The 18,547-nt window shown below is 72.2% G+C and carries 18 protein-coding genes; 5 read left to right on the top strand and 13 right to left on the bottom strand.

All coding sequences use genetic code 11. The features are described from left to right. Positions 1 to 66: 66 nt before the first annotated feature. The 6 genes from GGQ55_RS17975 to GGQ55_RS17950 form a co-directional block, all read right to left on the bottom strand. A complete protein-coding gene (locus tag GGQ55_RS17975) occupies positions 67 to 1,329 on the bottom strand; it encodes an ABC transporter substrate-binding protein (protein ID WP_179719040.1) in 1,263 nt (420 codons plus the stop codon). After that, the gene (locus tag GGQ55_RS17970) at positions 1,326 to 2,393 is read right to left on the bottom strand and encodes a branched-chain amino acid ABC transporter permease (RefSeq protein ID WP_218859328.1); all 1,068 of its coding nucleotides are present in this window, start codon (positions 2,391 to 2,393) and stop codon (positions 1,326 to 1,328) included. The genes GGQ55_RS17975 and GGQ55_RS17970 overlap by 4 nt, the downstream gene beginning before the upstream one ends. Positions 2,394 to 2,404: 11 nt before the next feature. After that, positions 2,405 to 3,286: a branched-chain amino acid ABC transporter permease gene (locus GGQ55_RS17965; RefSeq protein WP_179719036.1), complete on the bottom strand. Its 882-nt coding sequence runs from the start codon at positions 3,284 to 3,286 to the stop codon at positions 2,405 to 2,407. 1 nt (position 3,287) lies between these two features. Then, a complete protein-coding gene (locus GGQ55_RS17960) occupies positions 3,288 to 3,998 on the bottom strand; it encodes an ABC transporter ATP-binding protein (RefSeq protein WP_179719034.1) in 711 nt (236 codons plus the stop codon). Next, complete coding sequence (locus GGQ55_RS17955; RefSeq protein WP_366489626.1) at positions 3,985 to 4,740, bottom strand: ABC transporter ATP-binding protein; 756 nt, start codon at positions 4,738 to 4,740, stop codon at positions 3,985 to 3,987. The genes GGQ55_RS17960 and GGQ55_RS17955 overlap by 14 nt, the downstream gene beginning before the upstream one ends. A 375-nt stretch (positions 4,741 to 5,115) precedes the next feature. Continuing rightward, the gene (locus GGQ55_RS17950) at positions 5,116 to 6,366 is read right to left on the bottom strand and encodes an MFS transporter (protein ID WP_179719030.1); all 1,251 of its coding nucleotides are present in this window, start codon (positions 6,364 to 6,366) and stop codon (positions 5,116 to 5,118) included. Between the two features lie 276 nt (positions 6,367 to 6,642). Here GGQ55_RS17950 and ligM point away from each other — a divergent pair, with 276 nt between their 5' ends. Both ligM and GGQ55_RS17940 read left to right on the top strand, forming a co-directional pair. Then, the gene (ligM, locus tag GGQ55_RS17945; protein ID WP_179719028.1) at positions 6,643 to 8,043 is read left to right on the top strand and encodes a vanillate/3-O-methylgallate O-demethylase; all 1,401 of its coding nucleotides are present in this window, start codon (positions 6,643 to 6,645) and stop codon (positions 8,041 to 8,043) included. 89 nt (positions 8,044 to 8,132) lie between these two features. Continuing rightward, positions 8,133 to 9,491, top strand: coding sequence for an aminomethyl transferase family protein (locus GGQ55_RS17940; protein WP_179719026.1), 1,359 nt, complete (start codon positions 8,133 to 8,135; stop codon positions 9,489 to 9,491). A gap of 142 nt (positions 9,492 to 9,633) precedes the next feature. On the opposite strand, the gene GGQ55_RS17935 is transcribed toward GGQ55_RS17940, so the two are convergent. The 7 genes from GGQ55_RS17935 to GGQ55_RS17905 form a co-directional block, all read right to left on the bottom strand. Continuing rightward, on the bottom strand, positions 9,634 to 10,491 hold the full coding sequence (locus tag GGQ55_RS17935) for a class III extradiol dioxygenase subunit beta (RefSeq protein WP_179719023.1): 858 nt from the start codon (positions 10,489 to 10,491) through the stop codon (positions 9,634 to 9,636). Continuing rightward, a complete protein-coding gene (locus GGQ55_RS17930; RefSeq protein WP_366489623.1) occupies positions 10,484 to 10,828 on the bottom strand; it encodes a protocatechuate 3,4-dioxygenase in 345 nt (114 codons plus the stop codon). Before GGQ55_RS17930 ends, GGQ55_RS17935 begins: the two co-directional genes overlap by 8 nt. Beyond that, a complete protein-coding gene (locus GGQ55_RS27935) occupies positions 10,825 to 11,103 on the bottom strand; it encodes a muconolactone Delta-isomerase family protein (RefSeq protein ID WP_179719022.1) in 279 nt (92 codons plus the stop codon). The genes GGQ55_RS17930 and GGQ55_RS27935 overlap by 4 nt, the downstream gene beginning before the upstream one ends. Before the next feature lie 17 nt (positions 11,104 to 11,120). After that, complete coding sequence (locus GGQ55_RS17920) at positions 11,121 to 11,825, bottom strand: alpha/beta fold hydrolase (RefSeq protein ID WP_179719020.1); 705 nt, start codon at positions 11,823 to 11,825, stop codon at positions 11,121 to 11,123. A gap of 137 nt (positions 11,826 to 11,962) precedes the next feature. Further along, positions 11,963 to 12,232: a 2Fe-2S iron-sulfur cluster-binding protein gene (locus GGQ55_RS17915; protein WP_179719017.1), complete on the bottom strand. Its 270-nt coding sequence runs from the start codon at positions 12,230 to 12,232 to the stop codon at positions 11,963 to 11,965. Positions 12,233 to 12,315: 83 nt separating this feature from the next. Further along, positions 12,316 to 12,978: a response regulator gene (locus GGQ55_RS17910; protein ID WP_179719015.1), complete on the bottom strand. Its 663-nt coding sequence runs from the start codon at positions 12,976 to 12,978 to the stop codon at positions 12,316 to 12,318. After that, on the bottom strand, positions 12,975 to 14,540 hold the full coding sequence (locus GGQ55_RS17905; RefSeq protein WP_366489620.1) for a sensor histidine kinase: 1,566 nt from the start codon (positions 14,538 to 14,540) through the stop codon (positions 12,975 to 12,977). Before GGQ55_RS17905 ends, GGQ55_RS17910 begins: the two co-directional genes overlap by 4 nt. A gap of 347 nt (positions 14,541 to 14,887) precedes the next feature. Here GGQ55_RS17905 and GGQ55_RS17900 point away from each other — a divergent pair, with 347 nt between their 5' ends. Genes GGQ55_RS17900 through pabB form a run of 3 tightly spaced genes read left to right on the top strand, consistent with a single transcriptional unit; the run spans position 14,888 to position 18,545 of the window. Next, positions 14,888 to 15,895, top strand: a complete 1,008-nt coding sequence (locus GGQ55_RS17900; protein ID WP_366489618.1) for a methylenetetrahydrofolate reductase — start codon at positions 14,888 to 14,890, stop codon at positions 15,893 to 15,895. After that, positions 15,895 to 16,755 carry a bifunctional methylenetetrahydrofolate dehydrogenase/methenyltetrahydrofolate cyclohydrolase FolD gene (folD, locus tag GGQ55_RS17895; protein ID WP_179719011.1) on the top strand — a complete coding sequence of 287 codons (861 nt, stop codon included), beginning with the start codon at positions 15,895 to 15,897 and terminating at the stop codon, positions 16,753 to 16,755. Before GGQ55_RS17900 ends, folD begins: the two co-directional genes overlap by 1 nt. Then, the gene (pabB, locus tag GGQ55_RS17890; RefSeq protein ID WP_179719009.1) at positions 16,755 to 18,545 is read left to right on the top strand and encodes an aminodeoxychorismate synthase component I; all 1,791 of its coding nucleotides are present in this window, start codon (positions 16,755 to 16,757) and stop codon (positions 18,543 to 18,545) included. The genes folD and pabB overlap by 1 nt, the downstream gene beginning before the upstream one ends. Positions 18,546 to 18,547 lie beyond the last annotated feature (2 nt).

The raw sequence follows: 18,547 nt of genomic DNA, 5'->3' as shown, positions 1-18,547 counted from the left end.
TCCGGGCGGAGGCACGAAGGGGCGGCCCGTTCGAGAACGAGCCGCCCCTGTCGCTTCAGACCGGCGTCAGTCGAACGACTGGACCGTGTCGTAGCCCCTGCCGTTGTACTTCTGCACGACGACCGAGGACACCGCGGGCTGGTCGCCCTGGGTGGTGTCGACCGACGTGCCCTCGAGCATGAGCGGCGCCTGGTAGTCCTTGATCGAACGCAGGGCCTCCATGAAGGACTCGCGGGTCGGCTCCTTCATCTTCTGGAAGGCCTGGTCGAGCGTCGCGCCGACCATCCAGCTCCACTGGCAGTGCGGGAACGCCGGCGGGTCCGGGTAGTCGCCGTACTGCTTGAGGGCGGCCAGGTAGGTCTGCACGTCCTCGTCCGACGCGAACGCCGGGCTGGCCGGAGCCTTGGCGAAGGACACCGAGTAGACGCCGGGGTACGCGCTGGCACCACCGGGCTCGAGGATCGCCCCCGGGCTCGAGGTGTTGGAGGGCAGGAACCAGCTGGGCTTCCAGTTCAGCTGCTGCGCCTTCTGCAGCGAGGAGATCATCAGCGGGGTGATCGACATCGCGTTGAAGAAGACGTCGGCGCCGCTGGAGGCGAGCTCGGTGAGCTGCGCGTCGACCGAGGTGTCGGTCGCCTCGTAGGTGAGCTCCTTGACGACCTTGATGTTGTCCTTGCCCTCGATGGCCTTCTTGAAGCCCTCGACGTAGCCCTTGCCGTAGTCGTCGTTCTGCGACAGGATCGCGACCTTGTGCTCGCCGCCCGAGGTGGCCAGCAGCTCGCCCATGGCCTCGCCCTCGTTCTGGTACTTCGGCACGAAGCCGAGCTGCCAGGGGCTTTCCTTCTCGTCGCTGAAGATCGGGTCACCGGTCATGACCAGCACCTGGGGCACCTCGTCGGCGATCGCCGCCTGGCGCCATGCGCGGTTCGTCGGCGTGCCCAGCCCGGCGGTCATCGCGAAGACGTCGCCCTTGAGCTGGTCGTAGTTCGCCTTGGCCTTCTGCGGGTCGTAGCCGTCGTCGAGCGCCTTGATCTCGACGGTGCGGGTCTTCCCGTCGCCGAACTTGATGCCGCCCTCGGCGTTCTTCGCACCGAAGTAGGCCTTGACGCCGGCGACGGTGCACGTGCCCGGGCCCGCCGTGGCACCGCTGAGCGGGGTGGTGATGCCGAGCGTGAGCGTCGTGTCGGTGATGCCGGGGCTGGTCCCCGAGTCACCGGCGCCGCTGCGTCCGGAGTCGTCGCGGCTGCCGCACCCGGCGAGCATCAGCGCGAGCGCGGACGCGCCGGCGACGATGCGGAACGCCGTCCGCGATCGGGTGTGTCTCCTCATGCGTGACCTTGCCTCTCTGTCTCAGGTTGCTCCGCCGCGGTGCCCGACCCGGTGGTCGACGACGGAGTGGTCGGGGGCGCGGCAGGGCCGCGCGCGGCGCGGGAGCGCCGCCGTCCGCGGGTCAGCGCGCGGGGCAGCGACACGAGGCCGCCGGGGAGCACGAACAGGACGACGAGCAGGATCGCGCCCTGCAGCAGCGCCGTGAGGCTCGGGTCGACGGCGTTGGTCAGCTGCGGGACGAGCACGTAGTACAGGCCGCCGAGGATCGAGCCCACGATGCTGGCCGAGCCGCCGATCACCATCGCGGCGACCAGGTTGATCGAGTGCCCGAAGCTCATCGTCTCCGGGGACGTGTACTGGATGACGACCATGTACAGGAACCCGCTCACGCCGCCGATGAGCGAGGCGATCGTGAACGCCAGCACCTTGTAGCGGTACGGCGAGATCCCCATGGACGACGCCACGTTCTCGTTGCCCTTGACGATCGCGAACGCCCGGCCGTACTTGCCGCGGACGACGTTGTGGGTCAGCAGGTACACGATGCCGCCGATGACCAGCACCAGGTACAGCTGCCACTGGTCGTCGAAGAGCCCGCTCCACTCCGGCGCCTTCGCGAAGGCCGTCGAGGTGCCCTCCGAGCCGCCGGTGAAGTCGCTGAGCCGCTTGGCCAGCGGGACGCCGACGATCGGCAGCGCGATGGTCACCATGGCGATCGCGAGCCCGCCCAGGCGGGCGGCGGCCAGCGCGACCAGCAGGCCCACCACGGCGGGGGCCAGGCAGGCGAGCGCGAAGGTCAGCACGATGTTCCAGTCGTTCGTCACCCCGTACGCGGTGACGTACGCGCCGAACCCGAGGAAGAAGATCTGGCCCAGCGAGACCTGGCCGGTGTAGCCCATCACCACGTTCAGGCCGAGCACGGCGACGGCGAAGACGCCGATGCGGGCGAGCGTCTGGTTGGTGAACTCCGACAGCCCGAGCGGCGCCACGAACAGCACGACCAGGACCACGAGCACCGCTGCCCAGCGGACCCACGGGCGCTGCCACACGGCCGAGGCGGATGCCATCTGAGGGGCCATCACACCCGCACCACGACTTTCCGGCCGAACAGGCCCTGAGGTCGAACGATGAGCACGACGAAGATGAGGATGAACGGCACGGCGACCTTGAGGTCGAAGCCGATGAAGTCGACGTAGACCGCGGCCAGGTTCTCCAGGACGCCGATGATCCAGGCCGCGACGACGACGCCGATCGGGCTGGTCAGACCGCCCAGGATGACCGCGGCCAGCGCGTAGACCAGCGCGTTGTCCAGCATCCCGGGGGTCAGCGTGAGCTGCGGGGCGACGAGCGCGCCGGCGACCGCGCCGAGCGCCGCCGCGAGGCCCCAGCCGACCATCAGCAGGCGCCCGACGGGGAGCCCGGAGAACGCCGCGGACTGCGGGTTGATCGCCACGGCCCGAAGGGCCAGGCCGAGCTTCGTGCCGACGAACAGCCCCTGCAGCAGGAGCATCGCCACGATGATCACCAGCGTCGTCCCGATCGAGCGGATGCTGATCGAGACACCCAGGACCGACACCGTGCCGAGGGGGAACAGCGACGGGAACTGCTGGTTGTTGTACGTCCACAGCCAGCCGCAGATGCCGGTGATCAGGGTCAGCAGGCCGATCGTGACGACCACCGCGGTGTCGGGGTCACCCCGCTCGAACCGCCGCATCAGCCACCGCTCGACCACGGCGCCCAGCACGAAGGAGAACAGGATCGAGATCAGGATGGCGAGGACGAGCGGCACGTCGTGGGTGGTCAGCCACCACGCGACGTAGGCCGCCAGCACGGCCATGCCGCCCTGCGCGAAGTTGATGAGGCCGGTGGCCTGGTTGACCAGGACGATCGCGAGGGCGATGGCGCCGTAGATCGAGCCGGTCGACAGACCGTCGACGACGAGCTGGACGAATTTGCCCACCTCAACCCCCCAGGTATGCGCGTCGGATCTCGTCCATCCCCTTGAGCTCGGCGGACGTGCCGGTGAGCACGTTCCGGCCGGTCTCCAGGACCGTCGCGCTGTCGACGAGGGTGAAGGCGAGGTTGGCGTTCTGCTCGACGACGACCATGGCGATGCCCGACTCGATGCGCAGGCGCCGGATCGCGTCGTAGACGTTCTTCGCGGTGCTCGGCGCGAGGCCGAGCGAGGCCTCGTCGAGGAGCAGCAGGCGTGGCTTGGACATGATCGCCCGCCCCACGGCCAGCATCTGCTGCTCGCCGCCGGACAGGGCCGACGCGTTCGACTTGATCCGCTCCTTCAGGTTCGGGAACAGGTCGAGGCAGTAGTCGATGTCGGCGTCGATGCCCTTGCGGTCCTTGCGCAGGTACGCACCGACCCGCAGGTTCTCGCGGACGGTGAGGTCACCCAGCGTGCCGCGCCCCTCCGGGACGTGCGCGATGCCGAGGGCGGCGACCTGGTCGGGTCGCATGCCGCGGATGTCCTTGCCGTCGAAGACGATGCGGCCGCCGGCGCGGACGGTGCCGCTGATCGTGCGGAGGGTGGTGGTCTTGCCGGCGCCGTTCGCGCCGAGGATGCCGACCGCCCCGTTGTCCGGAACGGTCAGCGACACCCCCTCCAGCACCTGCACCGGGCCGTAGAACGCGGTGACGTCCTCGAGCTCAAGCAGCGTCATCTGCGGCGTCCTTCCCGATGTACGCCTCGATGACCCGGGGGTCGGACTGCGCCTCGGCGGCCGTCCCCTCCATCAGCTTGCGACCGTGGTCGAGCACGACGACGCGGTCGGTCAGCGCGGCGATGAGGCCCATGTGGTGCTCGACGATGACGACGGTGATGTCGTCCTCGCCGCGCAGCCGCCGGACCGTCTCGATCAGCTGCTCCACCTCGGCGTGCGGGAGGCCGGCGGCGGGCTCGTCGAGGAGCAGCAGGCGCGGCTTCATGAGCAGCGCGCGGCAGAGCTCGACGCCCTTGTGCAGGCCGTGCGACAGCTCGTCGGCGGGCAGGTGCGCCGCCCAGCCCAGGCTGTTGCGCTCCAGCAGTTCGAGCGCCTCGGCGCGCAGCTCCTTCTCGGAGCGCCGCGTGCGCGGCAGTCGCAACGACCACTCCAGCGATCCGCCGGGCAGCCGGGTGTGCGCCCCGAGCAGCACGTTCTCGAGCACCGTCGAGTGCAGCTGCAGGGCCGGGTGCTGGAAGGTCCGGGCCAGGCCGTGCCGGGCGAGCGTCGCCGGGCGCGCGCCGTGCACCTCGGTGCTGTCGATCCGCACCGTGCCGGAGGTCGGCTTGTAGTGGCCGCTGATGCAGTTGAACAGCGACGTCTTGCCCGCGCCGTTCGGTCCGACGAGCCCGAAGATCTGGCCCGGCTCGACGGAGAAGCTCACCTCCTGCAGCACCTTGATGCCGCCAAATTGCAGGCTCACGTCCTGCAAGGTCAGCTCAGCCGCCATTGACTGCCTTTCCCGCCGTTGCCGCGTTGCATCGGTGTGTGCGGGCGCACAGCCCGCCGAGGAACCTACGAATCTCGTCCGAGATTGTCAACGATTTTGGTGTGAGTCCGGCGTCGGACGTCGGCCACCTCCCGTGTCGCGGTCCGCCGTGGCTCCCGTCCCGTGCACGACCGCCCGGTGGCGGGGGCCGACTTCAAGGGTGGGCTGCCTCGGCGGATCTCGCCTGGCGTGGGGGCGTCCGGGGCCCCTGCGGAGGAGGCTACGAGACAGGACGGGTGCTGTCGGTCACGCGAACGTCTCGATCCGCGGCAGCGCCGAAGTCGAGACAGATGACGTATCCCCCGCTCGTCAGCGCGGCGGCTCGCCCTGGCCGGAGGCGGGGTCCCACCGCCGGTAGAGCACCCCACCGAGGACGGCGAGCAGCCCCAGGCAGGAGAGCACCGCCGGCTGCGCCGTCCACGACGACGATGACGCACCGGCCGCCACGACCAGCGGCGGGACGAGCAGCTGCCCGATGCTCGAGCCCTGCGTGAGCACGCCGACCGAGGCGCCGGCGGCGGGGGTGCCCGCCGTCAGGGCGGCCACCCCGCTGAACAGCGACGAGGGGACCAGCCCGGCGAGGAAGGAGAACAGCGCCACCGCGGCGATCCGCACGCCCAGCGGGAGGGCGTCGTCCTGCCCGGCCCACACGGTGGCGGCCATGCACAGGCTGCCCGTGACGACGAGGCGCCACCGGGCCACCCCGCGGTGCAGGAGGTAGGCGCCCAGCAGGTTGCCGGGGGCGTTCGCGAGGAAGGCCAGGCCGCTCAGCACGCCCGCCGTGCGCAGGGAGATCCCGCCGTCGTGCACCAGCATGGCCGGGAACAGCCCGAGGACCGCCAGGTACTGCCCGGCGTAGAGCGCGAACACCCCGGCGAGGGAGAGCACGCCCGGTGAGCGCAGCGCCCCGAGCAGCCCCGCCCGGTCGGGCAGCCGGCGCGCCGGTGAGCCCGGCACCCAGCGGAGCACCGCCACCGCGGCGAGCACGGCCAGCACGGCGTCCAGCACCCAGGCCGTGGGCCAGCCCAGGCCGGCGACGACGGGCGGCACGAGCAGCGCGGCCAGGCCCGACCCGACCGGCATGTAGGCGCCCCACGCGCCCATGACCAGCCGGCGCTGGCGCGGCGCGGTCAGGCCGGGGAGCAGGCCGGGCACGGCCAGCACCACGAGGACGAAGCCGAGACCCTCGGCCACCCGCGTGACCAGCAGCGCGCCGGTGGTCTGCAGCGCGGCGCCGGCGACGTTGGCGACGGCGATCGTGGCCAGCCCCAGGAGCACCTGCCGGCGGAAGCCCAGCGCCTGCCCGGCCCAGCCCAGCAGCGTGCCGAAGACGGCGCCGAGCGCGCTCATCGCGGAGAGGTACCAGGCGGCGGCCGACGCGCTCAGGCCGAAATCCGCCTGGAGCTCCGTGAGCGCCGAGGCCCCCTTGCCGACCTGCGCGGCCGCGACGAAGCCCGCGGCCATCAGGCTGCCGACGGCGGTCCACCGGGTGGCCTCCCCCGCCCCGACGGCGGCAGCCGCCGGACCCCGCACCGCTGCCGACGCACGCGACCTGAGCACGGCTCACGGTAAGCAGATCGGCGGTCGCCCCGCGGGCACCCGGCGGCGCACCGCGCGAGGCGTTACGTTGCGAGGGTGACGAGGGTCACCCGGCGGCCCTCCGCCGGTGCGACATCTGACGTACGCGAGGACGCCCGTTGCGGCCGGAGACGGCCCGCCATCCGGCTGTGTCCCACGACACGGGGCAGGCCTAGCGTTCATCGCGGACTGCGCTTCCGCCCCGCGGGGCAGGAACAGCGCGACAGCCCAGCCGAGAACACACGAGGACGGATGCACATGACCGCGAGCAACCTGCAGGAACTTCTCGACCAGACCGGCAACACCGTCGAGCTGCTGCGCAACTCGCAGCTCGGCACCTACATCTACCCGGTGGTGCCCTCGGAGTTCACGAACTGGCGCCGCGAGCAGAAGGCATGGCGGGACACCGCGGTGCTCTTCGACCAGTCGCACCACATGTACAACACGTGGATCTCCGGTCCGGACGCGCTCAAGCTGATCTCCGACCTGGGCATCAACAGCGTCGCGAACTTCCCGGTCAACATGGCCAAGCAGTTCGTCCCGGTCTCCCCCGAGGGCGGCGTCATCGGCGACGGCATCCTGTTCCACCTCGACGAGGAGGAGTACGTCTTCGTCGGGCGCGCGCCGGTCGCGAACTGGCTGGAGTTCAAGGGCTCCAAGGGCTACAACGTCGAGGTCCGCAACGACCCGCGCTCGACCTCCCGGCCGTACGGCAAGGCCGTGTCGCGCGACGTGTGGCGCTTCCAGATCCAGGGCCCCAACGCCTGGCCGATCATCGAGAAGCTGCACGGCGGGGACCTCGAGCAGCTGAAGTTCTTCCGCATGTCGACCATGAACATCGGCGGCGAGCAGGTCCGCACCCTCCGGCACGGCATGGCCGGCGCTCCCGGTCTGGAGATCTGGGGCCCGTACGAGTCCTACGAGAAGGTCCGCGACACCATCCTCGAGGTGGGCCGCGAGTTCGGGCTCGAGCCGTGCGGCTCGCGCGCCTACTCGTCCAACACCCTCGAGTCGGGCTGGATCCCCTCGCCGCTGCCGGCGATCTACACCGCCGACGAGCTCCGTGACTACCGCGAGTGGCTCCCGGCCAACGGCTACGAGGCGACCAACGCGCTGGCCGGCAGCTTCGTGTCGGACAAGATCGAGGACTACTACCTCAACCCGTGGGAGCTCGGCTACGGCTCGTTCGTGAAGTTCGACCACGACTTCATCGGCCGAGACGCGCTCGAGGCGATCGACCCCAGCACCCAGCGCCGCAAGGTGACGCTGGCGTGGAACGACGAGGACCTGACGAAGCTGCTCGGCGGGATCCTGGGCGAGAAGCCCGGGTACATGACGTTCGACCTGCCCAACGCCAACTACGGGTCGTCGAACTTCGACTCGGTGATCGACGCCGACGGCCACGTGATCGGCGCGTCGCTGTTCACCGGCTACAGCGCCAACGAGCGCAAGGGCCTTTCCCTGGCCACCGTCGACCCGAACGTGCCCCTGGGCGCCGAGGTCCGCGTGGTCTGGGGCGAGCCCGACGGCGGCAGCAAGAAGACCACCGTCGAGCCGCACGAGCAGCTCGCCGTGCGCGCCGTGGTCAGCCCGGCGCCGTACGCCGAGACCGCCCGCGGTGACTACCACGCCGGCTGGCGGAGCAAGGCGACCGCCTGAGTCGACAGACGGGGCCGGGTGGCGGGGAAACCCACGCCGCCCGGCCCCGTCGCATATCCGCCCCCCGAGAGGAAAGGACCTCCCTCGTCATGCCGTCCGAAAGCCTGGCCGCCGCACTGGCCCGCGCCGGGAGCGCAGTGGAGCTGCTGCGCAACCTCAGCTTCCCGCCCAGCACCTTCCCGGTGAAGCCGGAGTTCACGAACTGGCGCTCCGAGCAGCGGGCGTGGCTGGACTCGTGCGCACTGCTCGACCAGTCCCACCACATGACCGACCTGTTCGTCGAGGGCCCGGACGCGCTGCGGCTGTTCAGCGACCTCGGCGTCAACACCTTCGCGAACTTCGGCCCGGGCAAGGCCAAGCAGTTCGTCGCCGTCGCCCCCGACGGCCACCTGATCGGTGACGCGATCCTGTTCCACCTCGACGAGGACTCGTTCGACCTGGTGGGGCACCCGATGGTGCTGGACTGGGTGACGTTCCACCTCGAGCGGGGCGACTACAAGGCCACCGCCGAGCGCGACGACAACTCGATCGTCCGGCAGTCCGGGCCGCCGAAGCTCTACCGCTACGAGCTGCAGGGCCCCACGGCCGCCGCGATCGTCGAGCAGGTGTCGGGCGCGCCGGCGCCGGACGTGAAGTTCTTCAACATGGCCGAGTTCACCATCGCCGGCAAGCGGGTCCGCGGGCTGCGGCACGGCATGGCCGGCCAGCCCGGCTTCGAGCTGTTCGGCCCATGGGAGGACGGCGAGGCCGTGCTGGGCGCGCTGCTCCAGGCGGGCCAGGACCACGGGCTCGTGCGGGTCGGAGCCAAGGCCTACTCGACGGCGAACCTGGGTTCCGGCTGGGTCCCGGCCCCGCTGCCGGCGATCTTCGGCGACGACCCGCTGCTGGCCGAGTACCGCGAGTGGCTGCCGGTCGGCAAGGTCGGCTCCATCGGCGGCAGCCTCGACTCCGACGACATCGCCGACTACTACCTGACGCCCTACGACATCGGCTACGGCAAGACGGTCAAGTTCGACCACGACTTCGTCGGCCGGGAGGCGCTGGAGCGGATGGCGCAGGAGACGCCCGCCCGCACCAAGGTCACCCTCGTCTGGAACGCCGACGACGTCACCGCCGCCGTCGGCTCGATGTACCGGCCGGGCCCCGGCGCGAAGTACATCGAGATGCCCAAGGCCCGCTACGCCACCCACCACGAGGACGCGGTCCTCAAGGACGGCCGGCAGGTCGGGATCTCGCTGGACGTCGGCTACCTCGCCAACGAGCGGGAGATGGTGTCCCTGGCCACCATCGACAGCGCGCTGGCCGAGCCGGGCACCGAGGTGACCGTCGTCTGGGGCGAGAACCCGGTGTCGGCGAAGCCGGCCGTCGAGCCGCACGAGCAGGTGCAGATCCGCGCCGTCGTCGCCCCCTGCCCGTACGACGCGCGGGAGACCTACCGCGCGGGCTGACCCACCACGACGAAGGGCCCCCGGACGATCCGTCCGGGGGCCCTTTCTCATGCGGGCTCGGGGCGCCGCGGTGCGCGCGGTTTCGCGCGCTTAACCGCGCGCGGTTAAGCGCGCGAAACCACCGCCCCGTGGCCTGACGCGATCAGGCGGGCTGCGAGACCCGGTTGTCGAACAGCGCGATCCCCGCCGCGGTGTTGGACGCGGGCACGAAGTAGTCCGAGTGCACCTTGCGGATCTGCTCGTTCATCGCGCCCCGCATGATCAGCCACATGATCAGCTCGATCCCCTCCGAGCCGGCCTGGGCGATGAGCTCCTCGCGGGAGAGGGCGGCGAGCTTCGCCGGGTCCTTCTCGATCGCGTCCATCCACATGTGGTCGAACTCCGGGTTGATGAACCCCGCCCGGGTGCCGGCCAGCTGGTGGCTCATGCCGCCGGTGCCGAGCACGCCGACAGTGAGGTCGCCGGGGAAGCTGCGGATCGCACGGCCGAGCGCCTGGCCGAGCGCGTAGCAGCGCGCCGCGGTGGGCTGCGGGTACTGGATCACGTTGACCAGCAGCGGGATCACCGGGCACGGCCACGCTTCGCCGGGGTCCGGCGTCCACACCGACAGCGGCACGGTGAACCCGTGGTCGACGTCGAGCTCCTGGAAGACGGTCAGGTCGAAGCCCTCGTCGATGAGCTCCTTGACCAGGTGCAGCGACAGCTCCGGGTGGCCGATGACGTCGGGGACCGGACGGCGGCCGAAACCTTCGTCGGCCACCTCGTACCGCTCGGCGGTGCCCAGCCCGAAGGTCGGCACGAAGTCGAGGTCGATGCCGTTGGCGTGGTCGTTGTAGACGACGATGGCGACGTCCGGCGTGTGCTCGGCCAGCCACTCCCGCGCCGGGGCGTAGCCGTCGAACAGCGCCTTCCAGCTCGGGTCCTCGGTCTTGCCGCGGTCCATCGCCGCGCCGATCGACGGCACGTGCGACGTCGCCAGCCCCCAGATCACCTCAGCCATCGCGACGGCCCCCTGCCTTCATCGCGGCGAGGAAGTCGGCCTCGCCCATGCCGGTGAACACTCCGCCCAGGTACTGCATCGACCGCCCGTCCATCATCGCCAGCTTGTAGACGTAGAAGATGCTGCCGCCGAGGTCGATCATCGCCTGCCAGTCGCGGCTCAGCACGGCGCGCTCCTGATCGTCGGTGAGCCCGAACTCGCGGCAGTAGGCGGCCTCGTCTGCCAGGAAGCGCTCGCGGTTGGCCTCGGTGCGCAGGCTCATGAACAGCTTGTTCATGCGGAAGCCGCGCCGGCTGGTCTCCCCGTCGAAGATCGGGGTCGGCGTCCCCTCGGTCACGCCCGCTCCTGCGGGTGCGTGGCGAGCGCTTCGACCTGCACGTCGAGCCAGGGCGCCATCGGCAGCGACATCAGGGCGTCGTGCAGGGCCGCCGGGTCGTCGGCCTCGTACAGGCCGATCGTCGCGGTGCGGCCGGGCACCCGCCACAACCGCTTCAGCACGCCGGCCGCGCGCAGCTCCATGGCGCGGGCGCGCTCCGCGGAGCGCAGCTCCTCCCGCCGCTCGGCGGGGGTGTCGACGGGCAACCGGTTCTCGGACCGGACGAGGAACTCCACGTGATCTCTCCCTGCAGTCAGTCGGCGAGCTCGAGCAGGACCTTGGCCAGCGCCTCGGGGGCGGTGACCATCGCCTCGTGCCCGGTGTCCAGCTCGTGCACCGGCCATCCGCGCTCCCGTGCCCGGTCGGCCTGCGCGGCGAACACGCGCATCCACGTCACGCACTCGACGAACGCGGCCGGCACGCCGTCCACGGCACCGGTCAGGCGCAGCGGGTCGGTGTAGGTCTTCCACGGGTGCGGGGTCAGCTTCGGGGTCAGCCAGTCGATGTCGGCGGGCTCCGTGACGCCGAGCACCGACAGCTTGCGCACCGGCACCAGCCACTCGAAGCCCTGCTCCGCGGCGGACTCCGCCCAGTGGTGCTCGACGGTCTCGGGCAGCAGGTCGCGGGCGGTCTCGCCGTCGTCCCCGACGAAGGCGTCGAGGTAGACCCGGCGGGCGACCGCGTCCGGACGGCGGTCGGCCACCGCGGTGACGACCTGACCGGCGTAGCTGTGCCCCACCAGCACCACGTCGGTGAGCCGGAAGGTGTCGATCAGCCGGACGACGTCCTCGACGTGGGTGTCGAGCCCGACCAGCGGCGAGAGCAGGTGGGCGCGCTCGGACAGCCCGGTGAGGGTGGGCGCGTGCACCTCGTGACCGGCCTCACGCAGCCGCGGCGCCACCCTGTCCCAGCACCAGCCGCCGTGCCACGCGCCGTGGACCAGGACGAACGTGCTCATCCTTCCACCCTAGGCAGCGCCGGACCGCGCCGGATCGGCGCGATGTCACCGTCGGACCCGCCGCGGCCACCCGCCGTGACTACGTCATCCGTCGTGGATCTCATCCCTCGGGGCTACCCCGGATCGGAGGCCCCAGTTCACAGGTCCAGCACCAACCGGTCCCCCTGCGCCCCGGACACGCAGATCATCATCGTCTCGCCGAAGGCGCGCTCCTCGGCGGTCAGCACGGCGTCCCGGTGCTCGGGCTCGCCCTCGAGGACCCGCGTCTCGCACGCGCCGCAGCTGCCGTCCCGGCACGGACCGGCGACGGGCAGGCCGGCGTCGCGGACGACGTCGAGGATGCTGGCCCCCGGCGGTACGACCAGGTCGAGGCCGGCCGTGGCGCAGACGACGTGGACGGCGGGCATGCGGCGACGCTAGGAGCGGCCGGTCGCCGGCGGATCCCGCGGTTGACCGGGAACCGCCGCGACGGATGTCGCGCCGGTCGTGCTCAGCGGGGCTGGACCAGCCCCTCCTTGACCGCGAGCAGCGCCGCCTGGGTGCGCGACGACAGGCCCATCTTCGCCAGGAGGTGGCTCACGTGGGTGCGCGCGGTGCGCTCGCTGATCACGAGGTGGTCGGCGATGTCCTTGTTGGACCTGCCCTCGGCCACCAGGATCAGCACCTCCTTCTCGCGGGCGGTCAGCACCCCGAGGCCGGTGCGTGGGGCCCGCATCTCCTGGGTGAGCTTGCGGGTCACCGCCGCGTCGAGGAACACCTCGTCGCGGACGGCGGCGCGCAGGGCCGCGTCCACCTCGGCGGGGCCGGCGTCCTTGAGCAGGTAGCCCGAGGCGCCCTTCTCCAGCGCCGCGTGCACCCGTTCGGTCTCCCCGAAGCTGGTCAGGATGACCACCTTCACGCCGGGGAAGCGCCGGACGATCTCCGCGGTGGCGGTGACGCCGTCCATCTCGGGCATCTGCAGGTCCATCAGGACGACGTCGGGCAGTTCCTGCAGCGCGCTGGCGCGGGCCAGCCGCTCCAGCGCCTCCGAGCCGGTGCCGGCCTCCCCGGCGACGGCGACGTCCTCCAGCGCCTCGAGGTAGGCCACGACGCCGCGGCGGACGACGGCGTGGTCGTCGACGACCAGGACCTGGATGGGGGTCGGTGCGCTCACCGCTCCACTGTCCACGACGAGCCCTCCGTCGTCGGCACCGCGGCCGGGACGGGCACGGTCAGCCGCATCCGCGTCCCCCCGGTGGGGACCTCCTGCACGCGCACGCTGCCGCCCCAGCGGGCCGCGCGCTCGCGCATGGCGGTCATGCCGAAGCCGCTGGAGGAGACCCCTCCCGCGGTGTCCTCGGCGGCCGCCCGCAGGCCGCGACCGTCGTCGACCACCTCCGCGACCAGCCGCCGCCGGCGGCCGTGCGCGGTCATCGCCAACCGGAGCTGCAGGTTCTCCGCGGCGGCGTGCTTGACGCAGTTGTGCACGGCCTCGGCGACGATGCGGTAGACGTCCTCGACCAGGTCGCCGTCGAGCGCGGACAGCTCGTCCCCGGCGTCGTCGATGTCGAGGTCCGTGCGCAGCCCCGAGCGCGCCGCCGTCGTGTCGAGCAGCGAGCGCAGGGCCCCGGCGAAGCTCTGGTCGACGGTGGTGACGGGGCGCAGCTCCACGACCATGCCGCGCAGGTCGCCGAGCACGTCCTCGGCCGTGCTGCTCAGCTCGTCGGCCACCTGCGCCACGGTCTCCGGGGCCGGCGGGAGGCCGCGGCGGACCAGCACGCCGAGGGACTTGCTCTGCATCATCATCGAGAAGACCTGCTGGACGACGGAGTCGTGCAGGTCGCGGGCGAGCTTCTGCCGCTCCTCGCGCCGGGCGAGGTCGCGCTCCCGTTCCAGGAGCGAGGCGTGGTCGACGGCCATCGCGGCCTGCTCGGCCATGGCGACCAGGAACTCCAGCTCGGTCTCCCCCACCGTCTGCCCCGGGGCGTAGAAGGCGTTGAGGATGCCCAGCCGCTCCCCGCGCGCCATCAGCGGCACGCTGGCGAACGAGTCCCACCGGGGGTGCCGCAGGTCCTCCCGCAGCGGCGCCCACGCCGGGTCGGCCATGACGGCCTCGTACCGGCTCTCCATCACCACGGTCTGCCCGGTGTCGAAGGCCTCGAGCATCAGCAGCCGCGCGCCCAGGGCCCGGCAGGCCATCAGCTTGTCGAAGAAGTCGTGGGTGCGCCCGAACCCGGCGGTGCCCATCACGTGCAGCCGGTCCCCGGCGGAGTTGACGGTGAGGATCTGCACGCCGGCGATGGCGTCAGTGCGCACCACCTCCCGCGCGAGCGCCTCGAGCGTGCCGACCAGCGACCGCTTCGAGGCCACGCTCGCCGCGGCCTTGGCGATCGCGGCGAGCCGCCGCTCCTGGCGCCGCGGCACCGTCACGTCGCGGAAGGACACCACCCACCGCTGGTGCGCGGGCATCTCCTGCAGCACGTAGCTGAACTCGCGCCGGACCCCTGGCGAAGGCTCCCACTCGACGGTCAGCTCACCGGCCCTCCGGGCGGGCGGTTCGTCCTGCGGCGGCGGGAAGGGGGAACGCAGCCCGGCCACCGTGCCCGCGGGCAGCCCGCACAGCCGGACGGCGACCGGGTTGGCCTCCACGAACCGGCCGTCGGCGTCGATGACGGCCAGTCCGTCCGGTGCGTTCGCCACCACCTCGCCGGCCGAGGGGGCCACTGCCACCGACACGCCGGCAGGGTCTCGTCCCGCGGACTCCACCGCTCCTCCTCGCTGTGCGGCCGCCGCGATGCGGCCGGCACCTGCGTTCCATGCTGACATGCCGAAGCGACCTCGCCGCCCGGCCACCACCCGGGCGGGTGGCGCTCCGCAGGCGGGGGAACCCGTCCACCGCGACGATTGACGTACGGGCGGCGAGGCGATCCGGCGGCAGAAGTGCCGCCATCCCACCGTGCCCCCGCCGCGTGGCACGACTCACGATGGGAATGCCGTCGAGACGACCGCTCGCTGGCCGCGACCGCTCTCCCGTCGCCCCGCCCTCGGCCGAGACGGCCCGCTGCACAGGAGGAGACCACCACGTGACGCGCACCGTGAAGGACCGGGCCACCGCCGCCCGGGAGACGATGCAGAGGATCCGCACCAATCCCGCCCTCGTCGAGCGGACCACCGCCGCCCGGGACGCGGTGCAGAAGGCCGTGCACACGGCGGTGCAGAAGGTCGTCACCGACCGTGCCCTGGTCGTGCGCGACCCCGCCACCCGGCGGACGCTGCAGCGGGTGTTCGGGGACCTCGGCTACGAGGTGATCCCGTTCAAGAAGACCGAGCAGGCGGTTCTGGACACCGTGCCGACCGACGTCCGGCTGACCGTGACCGCCTCGCCGGCCAAGGGCCAGGACGCGACCGTCGACCTCGCCGTCAGCCTGGCCGCGGCCGGGTACACCGTCGCCCCGCACCTGTCCGCCCAGCAGGTCCGCGACCGCGCGCACCTCGCCGAGATCGTCGCCCGCTGCCGGGAGGCCGGCCTCACCGACGTCTTCGTCGTCGGCGGCGACCCCACCGACACGCCGACCGAGTTCCCCGACGCGCTCGCGCTGCTCACCGCGCTGCACGAACTCGACCACGGCTTCACCGACATCGGCATCGGCGGCCACCCCGAGGGCCACCCCGCCGTCTCCGACGACGTGCTGTTCCAGGCGCTCAAGGACAAGGCCGCCCTGGCCACCCACATCAAGACCCAGATCGTCTTCGACCCGAAGGTCATCCTCGACTGGGCCCGGGAGCTGAAGAACCGCGGGATCGACCTGCCGGTGCACATCGGCGTCCCCGGCGCGGTCCACCGGCAGAAGCTGCTGCGCGTCTCCGGCGGGCTCGGCATCGGCGAGTCGGCCAAGTTCCTCAAGAAGCAGCAGACCATGTTCTGGCGGTTCTTCATCCCCGGTGGCTACAGCCCCGACAAGATCATCAAGGGACTCGCGCCGCACATCGGCAAGCCCGACAACCACATCGAGGGCTTCCACGTCTTCACGTTCAACGATCTGGGCCCCACCGAGGCCTGGCGCCGGCGGACTCTGGAGAATCTCGCCTGATGACTGCCCAGACGATCGACGGCACCGCGGTCGCCCGCAAGGTCCGCGAGGACGTGGCCAAGGGCGTCGAGGAGCTGGTCGCCCGCGGCGGGACGGCGCCCGGGCTGGCGACGGTGCTGATCGGCGACGACCCGGCGTCGGAGGTCTACGTCCGCAACAAGCGCAAGCTGTCCGTCGCCGCGGGCATGCAGGACCTGCACCGGCACCTGCCCGGCGACGTCGACCAGGCCACGGCCGCCGCGCTGATCGACGAGCTGGCCGCCGACCCCGCGGTCTCGGGCATCCTGCTGCAGCTGCCCACCCCGAAGCACCTCGACTCCGAGGCGCTGCTGGCCCGGATCCCGGCCGAGAAGGACGTCGACGGGCTGACCACGGTCAACGCCGGCCTGCTGGCCCAGGGGCGCCCCGGGCTGCGCCCGTGCACCCCGTCGGGCGTCATGGTCCTGCTCGACGAGTACGACGTCCCCTTGAAGGGCGCCGAGGCGGTCGTCGTCGGCCGGTCGGTGCTGGTCGGCAAGCCGATGGCGCAGCTGCTGCTCGAGCGCCACGCGACGGTGACCATCTGCCACTCGCGGACCCGCGACCTCGCCGAGGTGTGCCGCCGCGCCGACGTGCTCGTCGTCGCGGCGGGCATCCCCGGCCTGGTCGCTGCCGACGCGGTCAAGCCGGGCGCGGTCGTGATCGACGTCGGCATCCACCGCACCGACGACGGGCTCCGCGGCGACGTGGACACGGCGGCCGTCGCCGAGGTCGCCGGGAAGATCACCCCCGTGCCGGGCGGAGTGGGACCGATGACCATCGCGATGCTGCTCGCCAACACGCTGGCGGCGGCGAAGGCCCAGCAGGGTCTCGAGGACTGATGGCCCCGGCCGGTGGCACCGCCGGTCCGTGGGCCCGGTTCGACGACCTGCGCGGCGGCGAGGCGCTGCTCTGCCCGCCGCCGCACCGCGTGCTCACCGCGACGCGGCCGGAGGAGGTCGCCGGCGTGCTGCAGGAGGTGCACGAGGCGACCGAGGCCGGCAGCTGGGCCTACGGGTACGTCGCGTACGAGGCGGCGAGCGGCCTCGATCCGCGGCTGCCCGGCGGCGCCGGCGCCGGGCAGCCGCCGCTGGTGTGGTTCGGGCTGTGCGACGAACCCGCCCGCACCTCCCCCGTGACCGCCGGTGCGCCGACCGACCTCCCCTCCTGGCGGCCGGACTGGACCGACCACGAACACGCCCGTGCCGTGGCCGCCGTCCGGGAGCACATCGCCGCCGGTGAGACCTACCAGTGCAACCTCACCGACCGGCTGCGCGCGAGCCTCGTCGGCGATCCCTTCGCCCTCTACACGCGGCTGGCCCTCGCGCAGCGCGGCGCCCACAACGCCTATCTCGACCTGGGCCGGCACGTCGTGGCCAGCGCCAGCCCAGAGCTCTTCTTCGAGTGGGTGGGCGACGAGGTCCGCACCCGTCCGATGAAGGGCACGGCACCCCGGGGCCGGACGACGGCCGAGGACGAGCTGGTGGCGCGCGAGCTGCGCGCGAGCGCCAAGGAGCAGGCCGAGAACCTGATGATCGTCGACCTGCTGCGCAACGACCTCGGCCGGGTCGCGGAGATCGGCAGCGTGGTCGTCGACGAGCTGTTCGCCCTCGAGCGGTACCCGACGGTGTGGCAGCTGACCTCGCAGATCAGCGCCCGGCTGCGCCCCGAGGTGGGGCTGCTGGAGCTGTTCCGGGCGCTGTTCCCCTGCGGCTCGGTCACCGGCGCGCCCAAGCAGCGGACCATGCAGCTGATCGGCGACCTGGAGCCCTCGCCCCGCGGCGTCTACTGCGGCGCGGTCGGGCTGGTCGCTCCCCCGACCGCGCCCTTCCGCGCCCGGTTCAGCGTGGCGATCCGGACCGCCGAGGTCGACCGCGCGACGGGCGAGGCCGGCTACGGAGCCGGCGGTGGCATCACCTGGGGCTCGGACGCCGCCGCCGAGCGGGCCGAGCTGCACGCGAAGGCCGCCGTCCTCGCCCACGACCCCGAGGAGCACCGGCTCGTCGAGACGCTGGCGTTCCTGCCGGCCACCGGGCTGCGCTCCCGGGACCGCCACCTCGCGCGGCTGGCCGACTCGGCCGCGTACTTCGGCTTCCGGTTCGACCGGGACGCCGTCCTCGCCGCGGCCGGGCACGCGCTGGCGGAGCCGTCCGGGCCGGCCCGGGTGCGCATCCTGCTCGACCGCTCCGGCGACGTCGCGGTCGAGGTGGGCGAGCTGCCGCCGTCCGTCAGCGGCCCCGTCCGGCTGGTGGTGGACGACGACCCGGTGGACTCCACGAGCCCCTGGCTGCAGCACAAGACCACCCGCCGGGAGCCCTACGTGACCCGGGCCCTGCGGCACCCGGAGGCCGACGACGTCGTCCTGGTCAACGAGCGCGGCGAGCTGACCGAGACCACCATCGCCACCCTCGCCGTCCGGCTGGACGGGCGGTGGTGGACCCCGCCGACCGCGTCGGGCTGCCTGCCGGGGGTCGAGCGCGCGCGCCTGCTGGACCTCGGCCGGCTGCACGAACGCGTCCTGCACGTCGAGGACCTCGCCGCCGCCGACGGGCTCGCCGTCCTCAACTCCCTGCGCGGCTGGCGCACCGCCGCGCTGCTCGACCGCTCTCCCCTGCTCCCGACACCCTCCTGAGG

The organism is Petropleomorpha daqingensis, from assembly GCF_013408985.1.
Classification (GTDB): domain Bacteria; phylum Actinomycetota; class Actinomycetes; order Mycobacteriales; family Geodermatophilaceae; genus Petropleomorpha; species Petropleomorpha daqingensis.
The sequence above is the reverse complement of the archived record's forward strand: the minus strand, read 5'-3'. Positions and strand labels throughout refer to the sequence as shown.